General features: G+C 73.2%; 23 protein-coding genes. 3 read left to right on the plus strand and 20 right to left on the minus strand.

From position 1 onward, the window contains the following. Window position 1: 1 nt before the first annotated feature. From AWQ68_RS16970 to AWQ68_RS16995, 6 genes are read right to left on the minus strand one after another with little or no spacing between them, the layout of a single operon-like run. Window positions 2-1,456, minus strand: coding sequence for an aminotransferase class III-fold pyridoxal phosphate-dependent enzyme (locus tag AWQ68_RS16970; RefSeq protein ID WP_066941446.1), 1,455 nt, complete (start codon window positions 1,454-1,456; stop codon window positions 2-4). A 38-nt stretch (window positions 1,457-1,494) separates the two neighbouring features. Then, window positions 1,495-2,547 carry a type III polyketide synthase gene (locus tag AWQ68_RS16975; RefSeq protein WP_066941448.1) on the minus strand — a complete coding sequence of 351 codons (1,053 nt, stop codon included), beginning with the start codon at window positions 2,545-2,547 and terminating at the stop codon, window positions 1,495-1,497. Further along, window positions 2,544-3,023: an SRPBCC family protein gene (locus AWQ68_RS16980; RefSeq protein WP_066941450.1), complete on the minus strand. Its 480-nt coding sequence runs from the start codon at window positions 3,021-3,023 to the stop codon at window positions 2,544-2,546. The genes AWQ68_RS16975 and AWQ68_RS16980 overlap by 4 nt, the downstream gene beginning before the upstream one ends. Window position 3,024: 1 nt before the next feature. Continuing rightward, the gene (gene ubiG / locus AWQ68_RS16985; RefSeq protein ID WP_169808935.1) at window positions 3,025-3,813 is read right to left on the minus strand and encodes a bifunctional 2-polyprenyl-6-hydroxyphenol methylase/3-demethylubiquinol 3-O-methyltransferase UbiG; all 789 of its coding nucleotides are present in this window, start codon (window positions 3,811-3,813) and stop codon (window positions 3,025-3,027) included. Continuing rightward, complete coding sequence (locus tag AWQ68_RS16990; RefSeq protein WP_157545383.1) at window positions 3,810-4,268, minus strand: hypothetical protein; 459 nt, start codon at window positions 4,266-4,268, stop codon at window positions 3,810-3,812. Before AWQ68_RS16990 ends, ubiG begins: the two co-directional genes overlap by 4 nt. Beyond that, window positions 4,265-5,680 (minus strand): acyl-CoA dehydrogenase family protein, encoded by a 1,416-nt coding sequence (locus AWQ68_RS16995; RefSeq protein WP_084464094.1) that lies wholly within the window; start codon window positions 5,678-5,680, stop codon window positions 4,265-4,267. The genes AWQ68_RS16990 and AWQ68_RS16995 overlap by 4 nt, the downstream gene beginning before the upstream one ends. 160 nt (window positions 5,681-5,840) lie before the next feature. Between AWQ68_RS16995 and AWQ68_RS17000 the strand changes: the two genes are divergently transcribed. Beyond that, the gene (locus AWQ68_RS17000) at window positions 5,841-6,722 is read left to right on the plus strand and encodes a methyltransferase domain-containing protein (protein ID WP_066941455.1); all 882 of its coding nucleotides are present in this window, start codon (window positions 5,841-5,843) and stop codon (window positions 6,720-6,722) included. A 31-nt stretch (window positions 6,723-6,753) separates the two neighbouring features. Here the strand turns inward: AWQ68_RS17000 and AWQ68_RS17005 are convergent, their stop codons facing one another. The 12 genes from AWQ68_RS17005 to asnB form a co-directional block, all read right to left on the minus strand. Next, window positions 6,754-7,404, minus strand: coding sequence for a methyltransferase domain-containing protein (locus AWQ68_RS17005; protein ID WP_245655958.1), 651 nt, complete (start codon window positions 7,402-7,404; stop codon window positions 6,754-6,756). A 117-nt stretch (window positions 7,405-7,521) separates the two neighbouring features. Continuing rightward, window positions 7,522-8,880: an acetyl-CoA carboxylase biotin carboxylase subunit gene (locus AWQ68_RS17010; RefSeq protein WP_066941459.1), complete on the minus strand. Its 1,359-nt coding sequence runs from the start codon at window positions 8,878-8,880 to the stop codon at window positions 7,522-7,524. Beyond that, entirely contained in the window at window positions 8,880-9,416 is a 537-nt protein-coding gene (locus tag AWQ68_RS17015) for an acetyl-CoA carboxylase biotin carboxyl carrier protein (protein ID WP_066941460.1), read from the minus strand. The genes AWQ68_RS17010 and AWQ68_RS17015 overlap by 1 nt, the downstream gene beginning before the upstream one ends. 3 nt (window positions 9,417-9,419) lie before the next feature. Continuing rightward, entirely contained in the window at window positions 9,420-11,150 is a 1,731-nt protein-coding gene (gene accA / locus AWQ68_RS17020; protein WP_373281527.1) for an acetyl-CoA carboxylase carboxyl transferase subunit alpha, read from the minus strand. Beyond that, window positions 11,147-11,452, minus strand: coding sequence for an antibiotic biosynthesis monooxygenase family protein (locus tag AWQ68_RS17025; protein ID WP_066941464.1), 306 nt, complete (start codon window positions 11,450-11,452; stop codon window positions 11,147-11,149). The genes accA and AWQ68_RS17025 overlap by 4 nt, the downstream gene beginning before the upstream one ends. Further along, window positions 11,449-11,826 (minus strand): antibiotic biosynthesis monooxygenase family protein, encoded by a 378-nt coding sequence (locus AWQ68_RS17030; protein ID WP_084464095.1) that lies wholly within the window; start codon window positions 11,824-11,826, stop codon window positions 11,449-11,451. The genes AWQ68_RS17025 and AWQ68_RS17030 overlap by 4 nt, the downstream gene beginning before the upstream one ends. Then, window positions 11,823-12,287 carry an anthrone oxygenase family protein gene (locus AWQ68_RS17035; protein ID WP_066941465.1) on the minus strand — a complete coding sequence of 155 codons (465 nt, stop codon included), beginning with the start codon at window positions 12,285-12,287 and terminating at the stop codon, window positions 11,823-11,825. The genes AWQ68_RS17030 and AWQ68_RS17035 overlap by 4 nt, the downstream gene beginning before the upstream one ends. Window positions 12,288-12,290: 3 nt before the next feature. Further along, window positions 12,291-12,749: an SRPBCC family protein gene (locus AWQ68_RS17040; protein WP_066941467.1), complete on the minus strand. Its 459-nt coding sequence runs from the start codon at window positions 12,747-12,749 to the stop codon at window positions 12,291-12,293. Between the two features lies 1 nt (window position 12,750). Then, window positions 12,751-13,071 carry a TcmI family type II polyketide cyclase gene (locus tag AWQ68_RS17045; protein WP_066941468.1) on the minus strand — a complete coding sequence of 107 codons (321 nt, stop codon included), beginning with the start codon at window positions 13,069-13,071 and terminating at the stop codon, window positions 12,751-12,753. A 13-nt stretch (window positions 13,072-13,084) separates the two neighbouring features. Then, window positions 13,085-14,230, minus strand: a complete 1,146-nt coding sequence (locus AWQ68_RS17050) for an aminotransferase class I/II-fold pyridoxal phosphate-dependent enzyme (protein WP_066941470.1) — start codon at window positions 14,228-14,230, stop codon at window positions 13,085-13,087. Window positions 14,231-14,239: 9 nt separating this feature from the next. Next, window positions 14,240-15,361 (minus strand): enduracididine biosynthesis enzyme MppP, encoded by a 1,122-nt coding sequence (gene mppP, locus AWQ68_RS17055; RefSeq protein WP_066941472.1) that lies wholly within the window; start codon window positions 15,359-15,361, stop codon window positions 14,240-14,242. 25 nt (window positions 15,362-15,386) lie between these two features. Further along, entirely contained in the window at window positions 15,387-17,228 is a 1,842-nt protein-coding gene (gene asnB / locus AWQ68_RS17060; RefSeq protein WP_066941473.1) for an asparagine synthase (glutamine-hydrolyzing), read from the minus strand. A 212-nt stretch (window positions 17,229-17,440) separates the two neighbouring features. Between asnB and AWQ68_RS17065 the strand changes: the two genes are divergently transcribed. Then, the gene (locus AWQ68_RS17065; protein ID WP_066941475.1) at window positions 17,441-18,202 is read left to right on the plus strand and encodes an ABC transporter ATP-binding protein; all 762 of its coding nucleotides are present in this window, start codon (window positions 17,441-17,443) and stop codon (window positions 18,200-18,202) included. Then, complete coding sequence (locus AWQ68_RS17070; RefSeq protein ID WP_066941476.1) at window positions 18,199-20,097, plus strand: FtsX-like permease family protein; 1,899 nt, start codon at window positions 18,199-18,201, stop codon at window positions 20,095-20,097. The genes AWQ68_RS17065 and AWQ68_RS17070 overlap by 4 nt, the downstream gene beginning before the upstream one ends. Here the strand turns inward: AWQ68_RS17070 and AWQ68_RS17075 are convergent. Together AWQ68_RS17075 and AWQ68_RS17080 are read right to left on the minus strand one after the other, a co-directional pair. Next, the gene (locus AWQ68_RS17075) at window positions 20,073-20,729 is read right to left on the minus strand and encodes a response regulator transcription factor (protein WP_281217662.1); all 657 of its coding nucleotides are present in this window, start codon (window positions 20,727-20,729) and stop codon (window positions 20,073-20,075) included. The two genes, AWQ68_RS17070 and AWQ68_RS17075, sit on opposite strands and share 25 nt — an antisense overlap. After that, a complete protein-coding gene (locus tag AWQ68_RS17080; RefSeq protein WP_066941478.1) occupies window positions 20,717-22,012 on the minus strand; it encodes a sensor histidine kinase in 1,296 nt (431 codons plus the stop codon). The genes AWQ68_RS17075 and AWQ68_RS17080 overlap by 13 nt, the downstream gene beginning before the upstream one ends. Window positions 22,013-22,086 lie beyond the last annotated feature (74 nt).

The following is a 22,086-nucleotide window of genomic DNA, read 5'->3' on the forward strand; positions in this document are numbered from 1 at the left end:
TTTAGGACAGGATGAAGGGAAATCCGTGCTTGCTCAGTTCCAGGGCCGAGTCGGTGACCGCCGCGCACAGCTCGTCGATGTCGGCGTCGTCGTGCGCGTCCCCGGTGAAGAACATGGGCAGGCTGAGCGTGTAGACGCCGCGCCGGCGCAGCATCAGCGTGAGCAGGAACAGCCCGACCGGGTTCACCGCCGCCGCGAAGGTCCGGTAGTCGTCGTAGGAGTCCTCCGCGACGAACCCGAAGGAGCCGATGAAGTCGCCGAAGCCGAGCAGCCGCAGCGGGATGCCGGTCTCGGCGCGGAACGCGGCCAGCCGCTCCTGGACCCTGGCCACCTTGGCCCGCGTCCGCTCGTAATAGGCGTCGCCGGCCTCGCGCAGCAGGCTGAGCGACGCGAACGACGCCGCCAGCGCCAGGTGGTTGCCCGCGTGGGTGGTCTGCACGCAGGTCTTGCGGCCGATGTCGGTCAGGGGCAGGCCGCTGGTCTGCATGTGATCGAGGAGGTCGGCGCGGCCGCCGACCACCGACATCGGGATCCCCAGCCCGGAGACGACCTTGCCGTACGTGTAGAGATCGGCGGGGATGCCGAAGCGGCCCGCCGCCCCGGCGGCGCCGAACCGGAACCCGGTGAGCACCTCGTCCAGGACGAACGGCACGCCCAGCTCACGGCACCGCTCGGCGACGCGGCGGACGACCGGCACGGTCCGCTCGGCGAAGGGGAACGACGACGACACCGCCTCGCCGATGACGCAGGCCAGCTCGTCGCGGCGCCGTTCCACGAGGTCCAGCGCCGCCTCGGCGTCGTTGGGGAACACCAGCAGCTCGGCCGCCGAGGCGGGGGCGACGCCGGTCAGCGCGGGCAGCGGCGCGACGCCGTCCGGGCCGATCTCGGGGAACGGCTCGACCGGGTGGCCGTGGTACCAGAACGCGGTGTTGTGCGCGGCGATGTCGTGTACGCCGTGCAGGGCGCCCTCGAACTTGGCCACCAGCCGGCGTCCGGTGTGCGCCCGGGCCAGCCGGATGGCGGCGTTCGTGGCGTCCGTGCCCGAGTTGAGGAACGCGAACTTCTCGCAGTGGGGGACGAACTCCCCGAGCAGCCCGACGAGGTCGTCCTCGATCGGGTTGAGGTAGCCGTTGCCGGTGCCGCGGGCGAGCCGGTCGCGGACGAACTCGACCACGCGGGGCGGGTTGTGCCCGAACAGGGCCTGCGCGCCGAAACCGAGGTGGGAGTCCAGATAGGAGTTCCCGTCCGCGTCGAGGATCCGGCCGCCCGACGCCTCGGCCGTGACCAGGGGGAACTGCGGCGCGTGGAACGGCCAGAAGACGTGGTTGGACGCCGACCGCTCGCGGACCCTCCCGGCGATCTCCGTCGATCGGCGCTGCCGTTCGGACAGCTCGGTGAACAGGTCGATGACCCACTGCTGGGTGAGCAGGTCAGCGACCAGATCCTGGATCGTCATGGGTTCTCCTCGGGTGAGGCCGGAGGTGTCAGGACGGATCAGAACCGGACCAGGGCCGACTCCAGGGTCAGCCCCGGCCCGAAGGCCATGAACACGCCGTATTCCCCGGGGGCGGGGCGCACGTCGCGCAGGATGTGGTCGAGGATCAGCAGGATCGTCGGTGACGAGCAGTTGCCCCAGGAGCGCAGGATCTCCAGCGAGGGCCGCAGCGCCGTCTCGGGCAGTCCGAGGCGGTCGCCGACGAAGTCGACGATCTTCGGCCCGCCCGGATGGATGCCCCAGTGCGCCACGTCGCCGACGCGCAGGCCGTACGGTTCCAGCAGGCGGGCCACGAAGGGGCCGACGGACTCCGACAGGTACAGCGGGACGTAGGGCGACAATGTCATGCGGAAGGCGTCGTCGGTCATCCGCCAGGTCATCGCGCTCGCCGTCGCGCCGTGCGTCTCGGTGTGGGTGGCGAGGACGACCGGCCCGTCCTCGCCGTCCGCCGCCGCGGCCAGCAGGATCGTCGCCGCCGCGTCGCCGAACAGGCCGTTGACCACGACCTGCTCCCTGGTCGCCTCCGGGCGCAGGTGCACCGAGCAAACCTCGGCGCAGGTCACCATGGCCAGCTCGCCGGGGCGGGCCGCCAGCGCGTCCAGTGCCACCTTCAGCCCGGTGAACCCGGCGTAGCAGCCCATGTGGCCGACGAACGTGCGCCGCAGGTCCGGGCGGAGCTTGAACTCGTCGGCCAGCACCATGTCGGGAGTGGGGCCGGCGTAACCGGTGCAGCTCACGAACACGTACGTGCCGACGTCGTCGCGGTCCACGCCCTCGAGCGCGGCGCCAACCGACGCGCGGCCCATGGCCAGCGCGTGCCGTTCCCACGCGTCGATCCGGGCCGCCATGCCGGGGTAGCCGGCGGCGTAGTCGGTCTCGGGTGTCCAGGCGAGCCGGCGCTGCCGCACCTGGGTGCCGGTGAAGAGCCGCTCCGCGTCGGCAACCTCGGCGTAGAGCCCTTTGTAGAACGAGGCGAACAGCTCGTCCTGGGAGACCGGCGGCCCCGCGGCCGCCGGCCGCACCGCCAGGATGCGGGCCGCCGGGGGAGTCACGCGATCTCCGTCAGGCGGGCCTCGGCGGCGTTCTTGATGGCCGCGAGGAAGCCCTCCGTCACCTCGTCGCTCTCCTTCTGGGCGAACGGCTCGATCAGCACCAGCACGACCGGCGCCACGTCCACCCACGCCTCGGACCGGGTGTCGATCCGCAGCCTGACCTCACCCGGCGTCGGCCCGTCCTGCATGAGGAACGTCCCCCACGAGCGGAAGGTGTGGTCGCCGTGCGGCTCCCAGGCGATGGCGTCGGGATCGGTGAGGTCGAACCGTGCGACGTAGTCGGGGGTGAAGGCGACCGCGCCGTTGGACACCCGCGCCAGCCGGTAGTGGTAGAGGTCGTCGCCGACCCGCTCCAGCTCCTCGACTCCCGGCATCAGCCGGCCGCAGCCGACGACGTCGGCGAGTAGCGCGCGCAGCCGCCCCCGGTCGGTACGGATGACGACACTGCGGTCCGTCGCGGACCTGATCCATGCCATGTCAACGCTCCTGTGTCTTGACGGCGTGGCCGATGTAGCTCACCGCCGCCGAGCGGGTCAGGTGGAAGCCGCCCAGGGGCCGGCCGCGCAGCGCCGCGGCGACCAGCCGGTGGACGGGCGCGGCCGGGGCCAGGCCGCGCAGCTCGGCGGGCCGGAGGCCGTGGCGGGCGAACAGCGCGGCCAACTCGCCGGGGCGGACGAACATGCGCCAGTTGTGCGTGCCGGGGTGGACGATCCCGAGGATCCGCTCGGCGGCCAGGATCGCCACCAGATAGGCGGCCGCGGTCCGATTGATCGTGTCGAAGGCGACCACGCCCCCCGGCCGCAGCACCCGGGACATCTCCGCGACGGCGGCCGTCAGGTCGTGCAGGTGCTCCAGGACGTCGGAGACCACCACCACGTCGACGGCGGCGTCGCCGACCGGCAGCGCGTAGGCGGAGCCCACCCGGTAGGTGACCGCGACCCCCGACGCGCGGGCGTGGTCACGTGCCGTCTCGATCGCCCCGGACGACAGGTCCACGCCGGTCACGCGGTAGCCGAGGGCGGCCAGCGGCTCGGCGACCAGGCCGCCGCCGCACCCGACGTCGAGCACCCGCAGGCTCCCTCGGGGACCGAGCCGGGCCGCGACCGCGTCGAAGTACGCCACCCGGGCGGGGTTCATGTCGTGCAGGGCGCGCAGCGGCCCGCGGGCGTCCCACCAGGAGTCGCCGACGTCGGAGTAGTAGTCGTTGTCGATCGGCACGGTGGCGGGGTCGAGCGCGACCAGGCGCCGCTCGCCGCCGGGCGTCACAGCCACCTCGGCGTCGCGGCGGGGTCGATGCCGAGCGCGGTCTTGCCGATGCGTTCGCGGGCGAGGTCGCGGGAGACGGGCGGGCGCGCGGCCTTCAGCTCGTGCCACAGGTCGCCCATCAGCCGCGTGGCCTCGGGATCGCGTACCAGCTCGTACGCGAGGGAGACGACCCGCTCGGCCTCTCCGGCTACGTAGTAGGCGACGATGTGGTCGTCGCGATCGTGCCGGGCCAGGAGCGCCCGCATGGTGGCCAGGCACGCCCGCATGCGTGCCACGCCGAACTGGCTGCCGGGCAGCCGGGCGCGGTCGGCGTCGGCCGACACGTCCCGCACGGCGAGGTCGTACGCCCGCCCGGCCAGGGCGAGGAGGGCCGCGGCGTGGCGCTCCTCGGCGCCGGCCCGGGCGGTCCCGCCGGCAGCGGTCACTCCGGTGGCCATCCCGTTCGTCCCGCTCATCCCGCCCACCTCGGCTCAGCGAAGATCGGCACGTCCAGCGCCTGTTTTCCCGCCCACTCCAGCACCACGTCCGTGGCCGGGGGCACGAGCAGCCCGGCCACGACGTCGCGGTACATCCGCTGGAGCGGGTCGGCGGACACCAGGGACGACCCGCCCTGGACCCGCATGCCCAGCGTCACCACCTCGTGGGCGAGCCGGGTGACGCTCGTCTTCATCAGGCTCATGTCGATGTAGTGGCCGAGCGGGTCGTCGGTGTCGTGGTCGGCGTGCACGGCGGCCGCCAGGTGGGCCTCGGCCGCCGCCAGCCTCGCCGCCATCTCGGCCACCCGGAACTGAACGCCGGGCAGGTGCGCGTTCGGTCTGCCGATCACGCTGAGCACGCGCCGCCGCTGCGTCGCGACGACGTGGTCGAGCGCGGCCCTGGCGATGCCCGCGAAGACGGCGGCGAAGCTGCACCACGCCCAGTGGACGCCGGTCATGAACAGCAACGGCAGCGTGCCGGGCTCGCCGATCGACCACCTCTCCTCGACGAAGAGGTCCTCGATGGCGAGGGAGTGGCTGCCCGTCGCGCGCATGCCCGCCGCGTCCCATTCTCCGGTGACCCGGATGCCCTTCTCCGGCTTGGGCATCAGGAAGGCCATCGGCCGCGGCAGCCCCCGGTCGTCGACGGTGGCGGCGCTCAGGAACAGATGGGTGGCCCCCGGATAGCCGGTGAAGAAGCCCTTGCGCCCGTTGAGCACGTAGCCGCCCTCCACCGGCTCCGCGCTGGTGGTGGGGTGCCACCAGTTGCCGCCGACGCCCGGCTCGCTGAACCCGCCTGCGATCACCGCGCCGTCGGCCACCGCGCGGCAGACCCACTCGGCGTCGGCGCCACCGAGCTTCGCGATCATGGCCAGGCCGTGGACGTGCATGTTGACCGAGAACGCGGTGGACGCGCAGGCTCCGGCCAGCACCTGCTGGGCCGCGCACAACTCGGCCAGGTCGGCGCCCCCGCCGCCGAACTCCCGCGGCACCGTCATCGCGGTGTACCCGCTGCGCACCAGGTCGTCGAGGTTCTCGTACGGAAAGCTCGCCTCGGCGTCGTGCCGAGCGGCCCGCTCGGCGAACGCCGGCGCGAGCTCGCGGGCGAGCGCGACGTAGTCCGTACGGCCGGTCTCGGACAGGAGGGCGGCCAGCGAGGCGACACTGTCGATCTCGGTCCGGCTGGTGACCGTCAGCCACGACCGCAGGTCGGCCTCGGGATGGTGGTCGCGGATCCGGGCCGCCAGCCGCACCAGGTCGAGGGAGTCGAAACCGAGATCCCGGGTGAGCGAGGAGCCGGTTCCGATCTCCTCGGGCCGCAGGTCCGGTTTCAGCGCGACGAGGTGCGTCACCAGGGCGGACAGCCCTGCGGGGGGTGAGCTTCCTGCCATCACATCGATCCGCCTCCTGACGTCGGACGAGGTTTCGGGGGAAGCATGTCCGACCGTGGTCGCAGCGGCCTTGAGCCGTATTCGAGCCGCGCACCAGGGCCGCTGTGGAGCATGGGCGCGTCACCGGACGAAAGGGCGTCACCCCGACGAAAGGACCGCCATGACCGACACGGGCCTCACCTTCGACGGACGGGTCGAAGACCTGCACCGGGCGGTGCGCGACCACTACGACAAGCTGATCGACCTGTACGAGGAGATGTGGGGCGAGCACATCCATCACGGCTACTGGGACCTCGACGACCTGGGCGTCTCGCGTCACCTGGCGCAGCGGCGCACGGTGCGCGAGCTGATCGCCTTCGGCGAGGTGCCCGAGGGGGCCAGGGTCCTGGACAGCGGCTGCGGCGTCGGCGCGTCGTCGATCATGCTCGCCCGCGACCTGGCCTGCGACGTGGACGGCATCACCCTGAGCTCGGAGCAGGTGCGGCGGGCCACGGAGAAGGCGGAGGAGGCCGGGGTCGCCGACCGGACCCGGTTCCTCCTGATGGACGCGATGCGCTCGACCTACCCCGACGCCTCCTTCGACGTGGTCTGGTCGCTGGAGAGCTGCGAGCTGATGCCGGACAAGCGCGCCTACCTCGCCGAGTGCCTCCGGCTGCTGCGGCCGGGCGGCCGACTGGTCGTCGCGACCTGGTGCGGCCGCGACGACCGGCTCGCTCCGTCCGAGGTGCGCCTGCTCCGGCGGCTGTACCGCGACTTCGCCGTCTCACACGTCCTGCCGCTCGACCACTACGGCAGGTTGTGCGAGGAACTGGGCTACGCCGACGTCGCCACCGCCGACTGGACCGAGCACGCCCGCACCACGTGGAAGCTGTCCGCGGAGATCGCCAGACCGCTGGTCCGGGATCCTCTCTTCGTCTGGAAGCTGCTGCGGGCCAAGGGCACCGACGTCTTCCGCTTCGTCAACTCGGTGCCGCTGATGAAGCAGGCCTACGACCGCGGCGTCATGCGCTACGGAGTGTTCCGCGCCGTCAAGCCGGCCTGAGTGGCGCGGCCGGCCGGGGCAAGCGGCCGGGTCAGTCCTTGGTGAAGCAGAGGACGAACGCGTCGCCCACGCGGCCGGGCGTGTAGACGGTGTTGGCGTACGCGCGGTATCGGTGGCGCTCGACGACGACGCGGTCGAAGAACCGCAGGTAGCGGTCGAGCATCACGGCCGCGGACGCGGTGCAGGTGGCGGCCTCGGGGACGTCGCCGTCGAGGGAGAACATGGGCACGAACGTGCCGCCCCGGCGCAGCGCCCGGACGATCTTCGGCATGAAGTCGTCCAGCAGGCCGCGGTCCTCGAACAGCTCCTTGGGCAGCTCCGGGTCGAAGAACACGCCGTCATAGCTGTCGGGCGCCAGCGTGTCGACATAGTCGAAGAAGTCGGCCTGCACGATCTCCAGCGTGGCGGGCGGGTCCGGGTGCTCGGCCCGGAAGAGTTCGATCACCTTCGGGTGCTTCTCGATCACTGTGTGCCGGAAGGTGTCGGCGCGCTCGGCGATGCGCAGCGCGGAGTAGCCCAGGCCGAGCCCGACCTCCAGGAACTCCCCGCCCCGCTCGCAGAGCAGGTCGGCCGAGCGCCACATGAGCGTCCGCTCCCATCCCTGCATCGCCTGGATGTCATCGATGTACAGCGTCACGTCGCCGTTCCCGTCACGGACCAGCGTGATGTCGGGCTCGCTCATCGTCGTCTCCTTCATGTCCTCTGGATCCCTCCATGTCGTGTACGTCCTGGATGTCCTCGTGGTACGACCGGCGACGCCGTCGCGACACAGTGCCGCCGCGGCAGGGGCCACGCGGGGTCAGCCGTTCCGGGACGCGAGCATCCGGTCGACGAGACCGGTCGTGTGCGTCCCCTTGCGGAAGACCGGGTTGGCCAGCACCTCACGCAGGAAGCCGACGTTCGTGCGCAGCCCCGGACCGCTCACCCGCAGCTCGGCCAGGGCTCGGTCCATGCGGTCGAGCGCCTGGTCCCGGTCGCGCCCCCAGGCGATCACCTTCGCCAGCAGCGGGTCGTAGTCCGGCGGCGTCCGCATCCCCGGGTAGGCGTGGGTGTCCACCCGGATGAACGGCCCGCCGGGCGGGACGAACTCGGCGACCAGGCCGGGCGTCGGCGCGAACCCTCGATCCGGGTCCTCGGTGTTGACCCGGCACTCCACCGCCACACCCTGCCGTGCGACGTCCTCCTGCCGCAGCGACAGCGGCAGGCCCGCGGCGACGGCGAGCTGCTCGCGGACCAGGTCCACGCCGGTCACCATCTCGGTCACCGGGTGCTCGACCTGGATGCGGCAGTTGGTCTCGATGAAGTAGAAGTCGCCGCTCTCGTCGTCCACCAGGAACTCGAACGTGCCGAGTCCGCGGTAGCCGACGGCGCGCGCCCCGTCGAGCGCGGCGGCGGCCATGCGCGCGGCCGACTCGGGGCTGACCGCCGGCGACGGGGTCTCCTCCACCAGCTTCTGCCGGCGCCGCTGCGCCGAGCAGTCCCGCTCGCCCAGGTGAACCGCGTTGCCGTGGCCGTCGCACAGCACCTGCACCTCGACGTGGTGGGCGGCGGGCAGGTAGCGCTCGACGCAGACCCGGTCGTCGCCGAAGAGCATCCGCGCCTCCGCCCTGGTCCGGCGGTACGCCGCGGCGAACGCGTCCCTGTCGGGGATCACGGCCATGCCGCGCCCGCCGCCGCCGGCCACCGCCTTGACGATGACGGGATAGCCGATCTCGCGGGCGAGCCCGGCCGCCTCGTCCTCACCCACGGGTGTCAGGCTCCCCGGCAGCACCGGCAGGCCCGCCGCGCTCATGGCGGCCCGCGCGGCGGCCTTGTCCCCGAGCCGCTCCATGACCTCGGGCGACGGGCCGATGAAGACCAGCCCGTTCTCCTCGCAGATCCGGGCGAACTCGGCGTCCTCCGACAGGAAGCCGTACCCGGGGTGGACCGCGTCGGCCCCGGCGGCCAGGGCCGCTTCCATGAGGGCGGCGGCGTTGAGATAGCTGCGCCGGGGCGCGGGCGGCCCGATCTGCACGGACGCGTCGGCGATCCGGGACACCGCGGAGTCGCGGTCGGCGGTCGAGTGGACGGCGACGGTGCGCACGCCCATCTCCCGGCAGGTGCGGGCGATCCGGACTGCGATCTCGCCGCGATTCGCGATCAGGACGGTGTCGAACATCAGCGTCTCCCTCCCCCGACGGGGTCGTGTCCGGCGGACGGTTCGCCCTTGCCGGGGAAGAGCACCGCGCACGCCTCGTCACCGCCCGCCGGGGCGATCGCGATGAGCGGCTGGTCGTACTCGACGGAGGTGGCGTCCGGGACCAGGATCTCCACCACCCGTCCCGCGATCTCGGTGTGGACCGGGTTCATCAGCTTCATCGACTCCACGATGCCGACCTGCTGGCCCGCCTCCACCGCGCCGCCCACCGCGACGAACGGCGGCGCACCCGGCTCGGGAGCGTGGTAGAAGGTTCCGACCAGCGGGGCCGTGACGTGATCGAGCGCGGGGTCCGCCGGTTCGGCGGCCGGGGCCTCCCACGGGGTGGCCCCGGCCGCCGGACCGTAGGCGGGGGCGCTCTCCCACGTCAGCTCGGCGCTGGCCGCGCCGAGCCGGAGCTTGAGCGTCGCCGGCGGTTGCGGCAGGAGCGAGACGAGGCGGGTGGCGGCCTGGCACAGCAGGTCGAGGTCGCCTCCCGGTTCGGACGGGTTCTTCATTGATCACCTCTGCGCGGCTGCGACTACGGGGACGGCTACGGGGGCACTGTCGGCGGCGGGCAGGCCGAATCCGCGGAACCTGCCGTGGCGCCGCCGTACCAGTTCGGCGGCGGAGAGCGGGAGCAGGTCGGCGAGTGCCGTGCCGACCGCGGCGCCGAGCAGCCGGGCGGCCAGGACGGGGTCCGTGTGCGCGCCGCCCTCCGGCTCGGGCACCACCCCGTCCACGACGCCCAGGCGCAGCAGCTCCCCCGCGTCCAGCCGCAGGGCCCGCGCCGCCAGGGGCGCGGCGGCGGGGCTCTTCCACAGAATCGCGGCGCAGCCCTCCGGGCTGATCACGGAGTACCAGGCGTTGGCGCAGATCAGCACACGGTCGGCCATCCCCAGGGCGAGCGCGCCGCCGCTGCCGCCCTCCCCCGTGATCACACTGACGACGGGGACCGTCAGCCGGGCCATCAGCCGCTGGTTCTCGGCGATCGCCACGGCCTGGCCGCGCTCCTCGGCCGTCACTCCCGGGTAGGCCCCGGGCGTGTCCACCAGCGTCACCACGGGGATGCGCAACTTCTCGGCCAGGCGCATCAGGCGGGCGGCCTTGCGATAGCCCTCGGGCGGCGGCATGCCGAAGTTGCTCGCCACCAGCTCCCGGGTGGTGTGCCCCTTCTGGTGGCCGATCAGCATCACCGGGACGCCGCCCAGGCGGCCGACGCCCGCGACCACCGACCGGCTGTCGCCGAAGACCCGGTCACCGCGCAACTCCTGAAAGTCCTCAAGCAGCAGTCCCGCGTAGTCCGCGGTGGTCGGCCGGCCGAGGTCGCGGGCCAGCCGCACCACTTCCCAGGGGTCGCGCTCCTCCGGCACGTACGGCACGGCCCCGGTCTCCCCTCCGCCTCCGCCGTCGGAGGCGGAAAGGCCGGCGGGGGCTGTGACGGGAACGGTGGCGGCGACCAGCCGTCCCAGCGCGCCGCGCAGGTCCTGCCGGGGCACCACGGCGTCCACCATGCCGTGCTCCAGCAGGAACCCGGCGGTCTGGAAGTTCTCCGGCAGCTCCTCCCTGATCGTCTGCCGGATGACCCGGGGACCGGCGAACCCCATCCGGGCGCCCGGCTCGATGAGGATGACGTCGGCCAGCGTCGCGAAGGAGGCCGCGACGCCGCCGAAGGTCGGGTCGGCGACCACGGAGACGGACAGGACGCCCACCTCGTCCAGCTCGGCGAACGCCTGGCTGGTCTTGGCCATCTGCATCAGCGAGAGCACGCCCTCCTGCATGCGCGCACCGCCGGAGGCGGTGACCGTGATCAGCGGTCGCCGCTCCCGCACGGCGATCTCCGCCGCCACCGTGACCAGCTCGCCCACCGCCGCCCCGAGGCTCCCGCCGAGGAAGCGGAAGTCCATCGCCACGAGCACGACCGGCCGGCCGGCCAGCCGGCCGCGCGCGCACAGCGCCGCGTCGGCGAGGCCCGTACGCTCCCGCGCGCCGGCCAGCCGGTCGGGATAGGGGACGCTGTCGACGAAGGACAGCGGGTCGGCGAGCACGGCCGCGGACTCGACCGGGACGGCCGAGCCCGGGTCGAGCAGCTGCTCCACCCGGTCCTCGGCGGTGACCGGATGGTGATGGCCGCACTCGGAGCAGACCCCGAGGTCCCGGGCGAACCGGCGGTGATGGATCATCCCCCGGCATCCCTGGCACTGGATCCATCGTCCGTCCGACATGGGTTGCCTCCGATCCGGTTCGCTCAGAAGGACGAGATCACGGTGAAGGTCTCGTAGGGCCGGTCCCGGCCGGTGTCGAGGTAGGGCCGCAGCGGGCTGGTGTGCCGGTGACTGCTGCTGTGGACCCACTCCTCCAGATGCCGCAGGCTCTCCCAGTGGCTGGTCACCATCACGGTGGTCTCGTCCACCTGGGAGTGCAGCAGTTCGTTCCCGAGCATGCCGGGGGCGCCGACCAGCTGCTCGCTGATCTTCCGGTAGGTGTCGGCCAGCGGCCACACCTCCTCCTTCGGCACCCGGTACCAGAGGATGACCCGCACCCGCTCGCTCATCGGGCACCCGCCAGTTCGTAGACGACGCGCATGGTCCTCATGGAGCCTCCATTCCGGTACGGCCGGAGCCGGGCGAGGTTGCGCGCGTGCTCCGGGCTGACTTCGAACTCTCGAAAACTCGACTCGTCGGTCCAGTCGGTGAACACGTAGTAGGCGCCGTCGTCCTCGGCGTCGCGCAGCAGCCGTTGCCCCCTGTTCGCCGGGTGCCGGGCGATGCCCTCGGCCACCTCCAGCCAGGCCCGTTCGAACTCGGCCTCGCTGCCCGGCCGGACGCGGATGTCCAGCACGACGCGGAAGGCCGCGCCGCCCGCCCCGGCTCTCTCGGGCGCGCTCGTCGTATCGGCGGTCCCCGCGGTCTCGGTCCTCCCGCTCATACGGTGTACACCGCCATCGCCTCGACGTTGCCGAGGAAGACGACGATCGCGATGATCGTGCGGGCGAGGTTCCACCGGCCGAAGGCCGGGCGCGGGTCGCGCTCGTCCCAGTCCTGCGGCAGCCGGTCCGGGTCGAGCCGCATGACGGTGCGCTTGAGCCTGGCGTTCCTCGTCGCGGAGATCACGACGATGGCGGCCAGCGCGACGACCAGGAAGGTGAGCAGGTACCGTGACGCGCGGGTCGGGGCGAGGAAGAGCAGCGCCACGTCGCAGGCGAGCACTCCGAGCACCATGATCGGGGCGAGCGGATCGAAGCGCGGGGACCAGTACTGGTGCAGCCGGACGTAGTCGGCGGCGGACAGCCGCCGCATCCAGGGCACCCCGCCGATCGCCGACCACAGAAGCATGCCGGCGACCAGACCGCTCAGCGCGATGGATATCTGGGACAGCAGAACGCCCATGGCTCAGCCCTCCGCCGCCACGCGCTCAACGATCTCCTTGATCCGCTTCATCTGGATCTCGGTGTTGTGGTTGAGCCGGTCGGCCATCGCGCGGTCGTCGAGCGGAGCCTCGTGCTTCATCTCGAAGTCCTGGACCCAGCGCATCCGCACGCCTCCGCCGGGCGCCTCGGTGTACTCCCAGAACAGGTTCATGTACTTGAACCAGCCGGTCTCGATCCGGCGGGCGCGCACGGTCCTGGTCCCCGGGTCCGCCGTGCGCTCGGAGACCCAGCTCCACCGGTTGCCTTCGGCGTCCGGGTGCATCGTCAGGCGGAACCTGACAGTGTCGCCGTCCCGGGAGAGCACCTCGGCCGCCGCGTACTCGCTGAACAACTCGGGCCAGGACGGGACGTCGTTGGTCATCCTCCAAACGATGTCGGCGGGGGCGTCGATGACGATCTCGTTGTCCGTGTGTCCGGCCATGTCACACCGCCTGCCACTGGTAGAAGGGCGTGGCCATGGCGTCCTTCGGCTCCTGCCAGGCGGGGTCGTAGGGCGAGATGTGCCGCGCCAGCTTGGTGTTGATGTCGCGGTAGAGCTCGGTGTCGCGGGCCCGGTAGAGCCGGTCACGGATGTCGTCGTCCGCCTCGACCAGGTGGAAGTACAGGTTGTGGAAGCGGTACAGCGTGCGCCGCGAGACGCCGACCATGCGGGGCAGTTCGGTGGCGTCCGACTCCGCGAAGATCTCGGCGACCGCGTCCGCGTCCGAGGGCCGCATCCGGGCCACGATGAGCGTTCGATGCACGAGAGGTCCTTTCTCAGGCGGTGGGGGTGAGGTCGAGCAGTGCGGCGAGCCGCCGACCGGCCGCGGCCAGCTCTTCCGGCGGGTTGAAGCTGTAGCTGAGGCGCGACACCGGCCCGGGCGGCGCGCCGAAGCGCGCGCCGTCCGCGACCCGGACGCCGGCCCGTTCGGCCGCGCCGGCGTCCAGCCCGGGCAGCCACAGGAAGAAGCCGCCGTGTGGCACGGCCACGCCGCCGCCGAGGGCGGTGACCAGCGCGTCGCGCCGGGCCCGCAGTCCCTCGCGCAGCCGGGCGATCCGCCGGTCGTAGCGGCCGTCCAGGAGCAGGGTGGCGACAGCGAGCGAGGCCAGGTGGTTCAGGCCGCCGCCGCTGGACAGCAGCCCACCGGCGGCGAGCCGGGCGGTCAGCACGGGATCGGCGATCATCCACCCGAGCCGCAGCCCCGGGCCGAGGGTCTTGGCGAAGGTGCACAGCCGGATCACTCCGGTGTAGCCCGCCAGCTCGGCGAGGGACGGCGGCATCACGACCGGATCGAGGCGCAGCTCCGCGTAGGCGTCGTCCTCGACGATCAGGACGTCGTTCTCCCGGGCCGCGGCCACCAGTTCGCGACGGCGGTGCTCGCCGACCAGCAGCCCGGTGGGGTTGTGGAAGGTGGGGACGAGGTAGACGAAGGCGACGCGGCGCCCGGCGGCGCGGTGCGCCCGCGCCGCCTCCACCAGCGCCGCCGGGTCGGGTCCCTCGCCGTCCATCGGGATCGGGGACGGCAGCAGCCCGCGGTCGGTGAGGATCCGTCTGCCGAAGTCGTAGCAGACCGGCTCGCACAGCACGACGTCCCCGGGCCGGGCGAGCGTCGTCGCGAGCAGGTGGAGTGCGTGTGACGTGCCCGCGGTGACCAGCACGTGCTCCGGCCCGCACGGCCGGCCGCCGGTCGCCGCCCGCTCGGCGAGCGCCTGCCGCAGAGGCAGCACTCCCTGGTTCTCGCCGTACGTGAGCGCGGCGGCGCCGTACTCCTCCAACGCCTCGGTGTACGCGTCGGCGATCAGGCCGGTCGGCAGCAGCTCCGGGTCGAGGTAGCCCGGTGCCAGATCCGCGACGCCGTCCGGGGCGACCGCCTGGACGATGCCGGGGACCCAGCGGAGCCGGTGGGGGCGGGGGCCGTCCACGGGCGCCGCTCAGCCGGCCAGCAGGACGGACCGCAGCTCGCGGACGGCGGCCTGCAGGGAGGTGTGGGAGCGGGCCAGCGCGACGCGCAACGAGCGCTCGCCGAGCCCGGGATCGGCCCAGTGGAACTGGGTGCAGGGCAGCACGTAGACCTGGCGGTCCTGCAGGGCGGACCAGATGTCGGCGCAGCGCCGGTCGCCCAGATCGACCCGTTCCACGCTGACCACGCTGTCCGCATCGGGGAACGAGATCCCGGGCACGTCCCCCAGCGTCTCGTGGACGATGCGGCGGCCCTCCGCGATGAACGCGTGCAGGTCGGCGAGGCCGCCGCTCGCCGCGTCCTCGGCGAAGCGCTCGACGAGCGCCAGGATGAACGGCGAGACGCCGAGCAGGATGTCGGAGTAGATCTTGGCGACCGGCAGTCCCACGTTCGCGCTGTAGACGAGCAGGCCGACCTTGAGGTCCAGCGTCGGCCACAGCTTGCCGGTGTCCTCGATGACCGTCCACCGGCACCCACTGGACTCCAGGATCGCGTAATGGTCGTAGTGGGCGCGGGGGTCGAACCCGCGGAACGAGGTGTCGAGCGCGAGCACGACGTCCTTCTCGCGGCACTCGGCGGCGAGCGCCGCCAGCCGCTCCGCGGTCAGCACCCGGCCCGTGGGGTTGTTCGGCGTGGTGACGAAGACGCAGCCGACGCCGTCAGGAAGGGGCGCCCCCGCGTGCAGCGGGTCCTCCTCGACCGGGACCAGTCGCAGTCCCACGCCGCGCAGGATGTCGGGGATGTTGTCGAAGGTGGGATGGACCAGGGCCACCGCGTCGGTCCTGGTGGCGAGCGACCGCGCGAGGATCTCCATCGCGACGGAGGACGCGTAGCAGCTCAGCACCCGGCCCGCGGGATAGCTGTGCTGGCCGAGCAGGTGAAGGAAGGCGCGGTGGGCCTCCCGCTCCAGGTCCTCCACCGGTTGCGCGGCGGCCTTCTCGAAGAGGGTGGGAAACTCCTCGACGATCCGCTGCTGGCCGTCGGTGAGCTCCTGGCGGGCGTGGCCGTCGGCCATGTTGAGCTCGCTGTTGAGCGCCAGATACTCCAGCTCGGTCAGGTTGGCCGAGCGAAGGTGCACTGCCGGTTCGATCATCTCTGTACCCCGGTCGTTTGGCGGTCTAAAGGGCGATGCGGATGCGGTGCTGATCGAGCCACTGATTGGTCTGCAGGACCATCTCCATGTCGGTGAGGTCGCGCCACGCCCGCCGCGGCTCGATCGACCCGGCCAGCAGCGCCTTGGCGGCGGCCAGGTCGAGCAGCGGGAGCACGGGCGAGGCCGGGTCGGCGAGCACCCGCGCCAGCTCCGCCTTGAGCATCGGGGCGTACGCGGGATCGCGCCCGGTGGGGAACTGGCTGGGCTCCCGCTGCAACACCGACGCCGGTAGCAGGTCGGCCGCGGCCGCGCGGAGCAGGCTCTTCGGCCGCCCGTCGAAGGTCTTCATCTCCCAGGGGACGTTGAACAGGTACTGGACGAGCTCGTGGTCGCAGTACGGCCAGCGCAGCTCGACGCCGCCGGCCAGGCTCACTCCGTCGTCGAGCGCACAGCCGAACTCCTGCCAGCCCTGGAGATGGAGGTAGTAGATCTCCCGCATCCTGCGCGCCCCCGGTTCCTCGCCGTCCAGGGTCGGGACACCGGACAGCTCGGCCCGATACATGTCGGCGCAGTAGCCGGGCACGTCCAGCTCGCGGAGCACGTCCGGGCTGAACAGGCCGGTGCCCAGCCCCTGCGGCGGCAGGTGGTGGGCGGTGGCCGCGATCCACGGGTAGGTCTCGGCGGCCACGACCGCCGGGTCGTCCATCCCCATGAACGAGGCGAAGACGGTGTCGGCCTGCTCCCCGGCGAGGACCACGCCGACCCGTTCGCCGATGCGGCGGCAGAGCGCGCGCAGCGAGGCGGGGAACTGCGGGGCGGCCACCGGCATGTCCTGCTGTGCCCACACCGCCGTACGGCGCAGCACGGGGTCGGTCATGTCGCGGGCGTCCAGCTCGATCAGCTCGTGCTCGGAGCCGATGTGCTCGGCCACCTCGCGGGCGTAGGGCGCGTCCTCGGCGCTGCGCATCGGCCCGGGGCCCGTGGCCTGGCCGCCCATGTAGCCGACGGTGAACGTGCGCAGCCGGCCCGCGCCCTGGTCGCGCAGGGCCCGCGCGGCCAGTGCCGCCACTGTGCTGGAGTCGACGCCGCCCGACAGCAGCACGCCGACGGGCACGTCGGCGGCGAGTTGCCGGGTCACCGACGCCTCGAGCAGCTCCCGCACCCGGCGCACGGTGGCGCCCCTGTCGTCGGTGTGCGGCGCCGCCGCGAGCCGCCAGTAGAGCCGCTCGCCCGTGCCCTTCTCGTCGATCGCGACGACCTCGCCCGGCCGCACCCGCCGCATGCCGCGGACGACCGCGCGGCCGACCGTGCTGGTGAAGGCGAGCAGCTCGCGCAGACCGTCGGCGTCGACCACGGGATCGACCAGCGGGTGCGCGAGCACGGCCTTGGGCTCGGAACCGAAGATCACCCCGGTGTCGGTGGGGTGGTAGTACAGCGGCTTGACGCCGAACCGGTCGCGGGCCAGCACGAGCCGCTCGGCCCGGCCGTCCCACAGCGCGAAGGCGAACATACCGTTCAAGTGGGCGGGGCACTCCTCGCCCCACTCGAGGTAGGCGCGGAGCAGAACCTCGGTGTCGCCGTCCGTGCGGAAGCGGTGGCCGAGTCCCCGCAGTTCCTCGCGGAGCTCGCGGTAGTTGTAGATCTGGCCGTCGAAGGCGAGCGCCACATCGCCCTCGGACATCGGCTGGCGGCCGCCGGGGAGATCGACGCCGGCCCGGCGGCGATGGCCGATCACGGCGTGTGGAGACGCCCAGATCCCCTCGCCGTCGGCCCCGCGCCAGGCGAGCGTGCCGAGCTGGGCGAGCACTGCGTTGCGGTCCGGTACGAGGTTCCGGTGGAAGTCCACCCATCCTGCGATGCCACCCATCCGCGAGCTCCTCCGCGTGCGTGGTTGTGGGGTGAGTGCCCGGAGCGGCACCTGCGGGGAATGCTGGCAGGCGACGCTCGGCGCGCGTTCAAGCCGTGATCGAGCATCGAGCCAGGGAGACCGCCGGGCCGGGAAAGTAGCGTCCGCACTACCTCCGGAACTCCCGTGATCGCCCGTGACGGGCCGCGTCCCGCTTTGGTTGGCTGGACGGCATGAACCAGACCCATTCCCCCGACGCCGTACGGCTGATCGACGTGCGCCGGGTCTACGGTTCCGGGCCGAACGCCGTGGCGGCGCTGCGCGGGGTGAGCGCGGACTTCCCCGCACGCTCGTTCACCGCGATCATGGGCCCGTCAGGCTCGGGCAAGTCCACGCTCCTGCAGTGCGCGTCCGGCCTGGACCGGCCCGACGGCGGCCGGGTCCTGGTCGGCGGCGTGGACCTGGGCCGTCTCGACGAACGGCGGCTGACCGAGCTGCGACGCGACCGGATCGGGTTCGTGTTCCAGTCGTTCAACCTGGTGGAGAGCCTCACCGCGGCCCAGAACGTCGCGCTGCCGGTGCGGCTGTCGGGGCGCAGGCCGCCGGCCGGTCACGTCGAGGAGCTGCTGCGCGTGGTCGCGCTGGCCGACCGGGCGCGCCACCGCCCCGCCGAGCTCTCCGGGGGCCAGCAGCAGCGCGTCGCCATCGCCAGGGCCCTCGCGGCCGGGCCCGAGGTGCTCTTCGCGGACGAGCCGACCGGCGCGCTGGACAGCCGCACCGGCCGGGAGGTGCTCGCCCTGCTGCGCCGGCTTGTCGGCGAGCGCGGCGACACGGTGGTGATGGTGACCCACGACCCGCTGGCCGCGTCGCACGCCGACCGGGTGCTGTTCCTGTCCGACGGCACGATCGTGGACGAGTTGCGCTCACCGACGCCCGCGTCCGTCGCCTCCCGGCTGGCGGACCTGGAGGACGGCGACCGCCGGGAGGCGGTATGAACGGGGTCGCGGCTCTCGTCGGCGTGGCCTGGCTGACACTCCGCTCCCGCGTCTCCGGCTTCGCCGGGGCGATCGTGGCCCTCGCGCTCGGCGTGGGTTACAGCGGGGCCGCCGTTTCGTTGCTCGCCACCGCCTCCGCGTTGCCGCCGGGGACCCCCGCGCCTCTTCGGCGAGCCGTCCAGGAGTCCGGCTCCCTGTTGGTGATGCTCGCGGTGATCGGCGCCTTCGCCACGATCTTCGTGGTCGCCGGGACGTTCGCCTTCACGGTCGCGCAACGGCGCCGGGAGCTGGCCGTACTTCGCGCGGTCGGGGCGACGCCGGGCCAGGTCAGAGGCCTGGTCATGGCCGAGGCCTGGCTGGCGGCGGTGATGGCCTCCGTGATCGGCACGGTGCTGGCCTTCCCTCTCACCGCCGGGGTGACGGCCGCCCTGCGTGGGCAGGGGCTGCTGCCCGCGGGTTTCGTGTCCCGGGTGTCTCCGGGGGCGCTGTTCGGCGCGTTCGTGCCGGGGGTGGTCATCGGCGTGGTCGCCGCCGCGTCGGCGGCGCGCCGGGCGTCCCAGGTGCGGCCCGCTGAGGCGCTGCGCGACGCCGCGCTCGCGGAGCCGCCGATCGGACGCGGCAGGTGGGGCGGCGGACTGGCGTTCCTCGCCTGCGGAGCGGGCATGCTCGCGCTGGTGCCGGTCGCGCCGCCGGACGGGCGGATGCCGCTCACCATGTTCGTCTCGCTGCCGTTGGTGCTGGGGTTCGCGCTGCTCGCGCCCGCCTTCGCCGCCTGGGTCGGGGCGGCCGTGGCCACTCCCCTGGTCCGGCTGACCTCGGCGACCGGCATGCTGGCCAGGGAGAACGTCCGGCAGGCCGTGCGCAGGACGGCGTCGACCGCGGCGCCCGTCCTGGTCACGGTGGGGCTCACCGGATCGCTGCTCGGCGGCACCGCCCTCCTCGGCCGGGCGATCGCCGCCGACGCGCAGCGCTCCTGGCGCTCCGATCTGGTCGTCTCGGGTCCCGGCGCCGCCGAGGTCGCGGCCGTGCCCGGGGTGCGCGTCGCGGTGCCGGTGACCGCCGGCGAGGTCGAGGTGTCGGCGAACCGGACGGAGCGGACGGTCGCCGCGCTCGGCGTGCTCCCGGAGGGGATCGGCCAGGTCATGAACGTCTCGCACGTGGCCGGTGACCTGGCCGGTCTGCGCCACAGGGGCGTGGCCGCCGACCGCAGGCAGGCGGAGGGGTTCGGCTGGCGGCTGGGCGGGCCGGTACGGCTGGCCCTGCCGGGGCGCGAGCCGGCGGTCCTGCGGCTCGCCGCCGTGTTCGACGGCTCCCCGCTCGGCGGCCCGCTGCTGGTCCCCCAGGACCTGCTGCCCGGCCCGGTCTCCGTCCACGTGGCCGTCGGTCCGGGCGGTGACCCACGCGCGGTGGCCGCGGCCATCGAGCGCCGGTCGGACCGGGTGCGGGTGACGCCCACGGCGGAGACGACGGCCGCGGCCGGGAAAGCGCGCCAGGAGGGCATGCGGATCGGAGCGGTGGCCCTCACCGGGTTCGCCGTCGCATACACGCTCATCTCGGTGGCGAACACCTCGGCGATGGCGTTCGGCTCTCGCAGGAGCGAGTTCGCCCGGCTGCTACGGATCGGCGCGCGGCGGGCGCAGGTCCTGCGCATGGTGCTGTGGGAGTCGCTGTGCGTGGCCGCGACCGGCGCCCTCCTCGGTGTCGCGGTGACGGCCCTGGCCGTGCTGGGGCTGCGAGAGGTGCTGCGCGGGATCGGGAGCGCGGTCCCAGCGGCGCTGCCGTGGGCCGAGACCGGCGCCGTCGTGGGCGCGTGCGTGGCCGTGGTGACGCTGTCGAGCCTCGTGCCGGCGGCGGTGGCCCTGAGAGGCCGTCACGACGCCTCCTCGCGCAGGTAGTGGAGCACCGCCATCACCCGGCGGTGCTCCTCGTCGGTGGGTTCGAGGAGGAGCTTGCCGAAGATGTTCCCGACGTGCTTGAGCACCGCCGCGTCCGTCACCATGAGCTTCCTCGCGATGGCGCCGTTGGACTTGCCCTCCGCCATGAGGCCGAGCACCTGCCGCTCTCGGGGGGTGAGCCGGTCCAGGGCGGCGCGGTCCCTGCGGTCCTCCAGCAGTCGCACGACCACCTCGGGATCGATGACGGTGCCGCCGCCGGCCACCCGCTCGACCGCGTCCAGAAACTCCTCGACCTCGCCGACCCGGTTCTTCAGCAGATAGCCGACGCCCTTGCCGGCCCCGGACTCCAGCAGCTCCAGGGCATAGGAGCGCTCGACGTACTGCGAGAGCACCAGGACGCCGATCCCCGGGTGGCGGGTGCGGATGCGCAGCGCGGCGAGCAGCCCCTCGTCACGGAAGCTCGGCGGCATCCGTACGTCCACCACTGCCACGTGGGGGCGATGCTCGGCCACCGCCTCCAGCAGCGCGTCCCCGTCGCCGACCGAGGCGACGACGCGATGCCCGAACCGCTCCAGGATGTGCCGCAGTCCCTCGCGCAGCAGCACCGCGTCATCGGCGATCACGACGTCCACTCGACCTCCACGCGTATGACGGTCGGCCCGCCGGGCGGGCTCGACAGGCTGACGGAGCCGCCCAGCGCCGCGATCCGGTCCGCGACGCCGGTCAGGCCGCTGCCCCGTTCCGGATCGGCTCCGCCCGCCCCGTCGTCCTCGACCCGCAGCACCAGCCTGCGGCGTCCCGGCCCGGACGGTTCTCCGGCGAGGTCCAGTTCGGCCCGCCCGGCGCCGCTGTGCTTGGCGAGGTTGGTCAGCGTCTCGCACCCGGCGAAGTACAGCGCCGCCTCCACGGCTTCCGGCGGGCGCGGTCCCGCGGCGGCGGCGCGCACGGTCACCGGCACCGGGCAGCGCCGGGCGGCTTCGGCCAGCGCGGTGGGCAGGCCCCGGTCCCCCAGGATGGCGGGCCGCATCCCGCGGACCAGGTCCTGCAGCTCGCCCAGCGTCTCCTGCGCCTCCCGGTAGGCCCGCTCCACCAGCGACCCGGCCTCGGGCGCGGCGTCGCCGAGCTCCAGCTTCGCCAGGCCCAGCGTCATGATGAGCCCGGTGAGCCGCTGCTGGGTGCCGTCGTGCAGGTCGCGTTCCAGTCGCCTGCGCTCGCTGTCGAAGACGTCGACCAGCCGGGCCCGGGAGCGATCCACCTCGATCAGCCGGAGCCTCAGGTCCCGGTCCTCGGACGGGACAAGCAGGGTCCGGGCCAGTACGGCCTGCGCGGCGGCGACGGCGGAGACCAGATAGGAGGCGGCCACCGCGATCACCAGCCCGCCCCCGGCCGCCGCCCACGCGAGCGCCGGGTCGTCCACCACGGCCTGCCAGGAGGCATTGGCCCGCGGCGAGCCGGGCAGCGCGTGCCACACCGGCGCCGACAGCGGCCCCAGCACCGTGGCCGCGACCACCAGCAGGCAGCCGAGGTCGATCGGGGCCAGCACGCACAGCAGCAGTCCGTGCCCGACCTCGCGCCAGGTCGTGGGCTCGGTCAGCAGTTCCCTGGCGCGGTCCCCCCGGGGAATCGGAGGGACGGGACGGCGGTCCAGCAGCCGGAGCCGGGCCCGCTCCACCCGTCCCATGGCCACCGTCCACGCGGGAACGCGCCCGAGCACCCACACCCCGACGACCAGGGGTGCCGTCACCGCGCCGAGCGCGAGCAGGACGACCGTGCCCGCCGCCCAGGCGAGCGCCACCGGCGGACCGGACAGCAGGTACGCCGCCGATCGCCAGGGCAGTCGTGACAACGGCACCCGCCACGGCACGGCGAGCAGGGGCTGCCACGGTCCCGCGGCATCGTCCACGCGCCCGCCCATGCGGATGACCTTAGCGCCGCGCCGGCCGTCGAGCGGCCGTCGAGGTCCGCTCGACACCGGCTGGAGCGCCGTTG

It is taken from the genome of Microtetraspora fusca, from assembly GCF_001570365.1.
Classification (GTDB): Bacteria; Actinomycetota; Actinomycetes; order Streptosporangiales; family Streptosporangiaceae; genus Microtetraspora; species Microtetraspora fusca.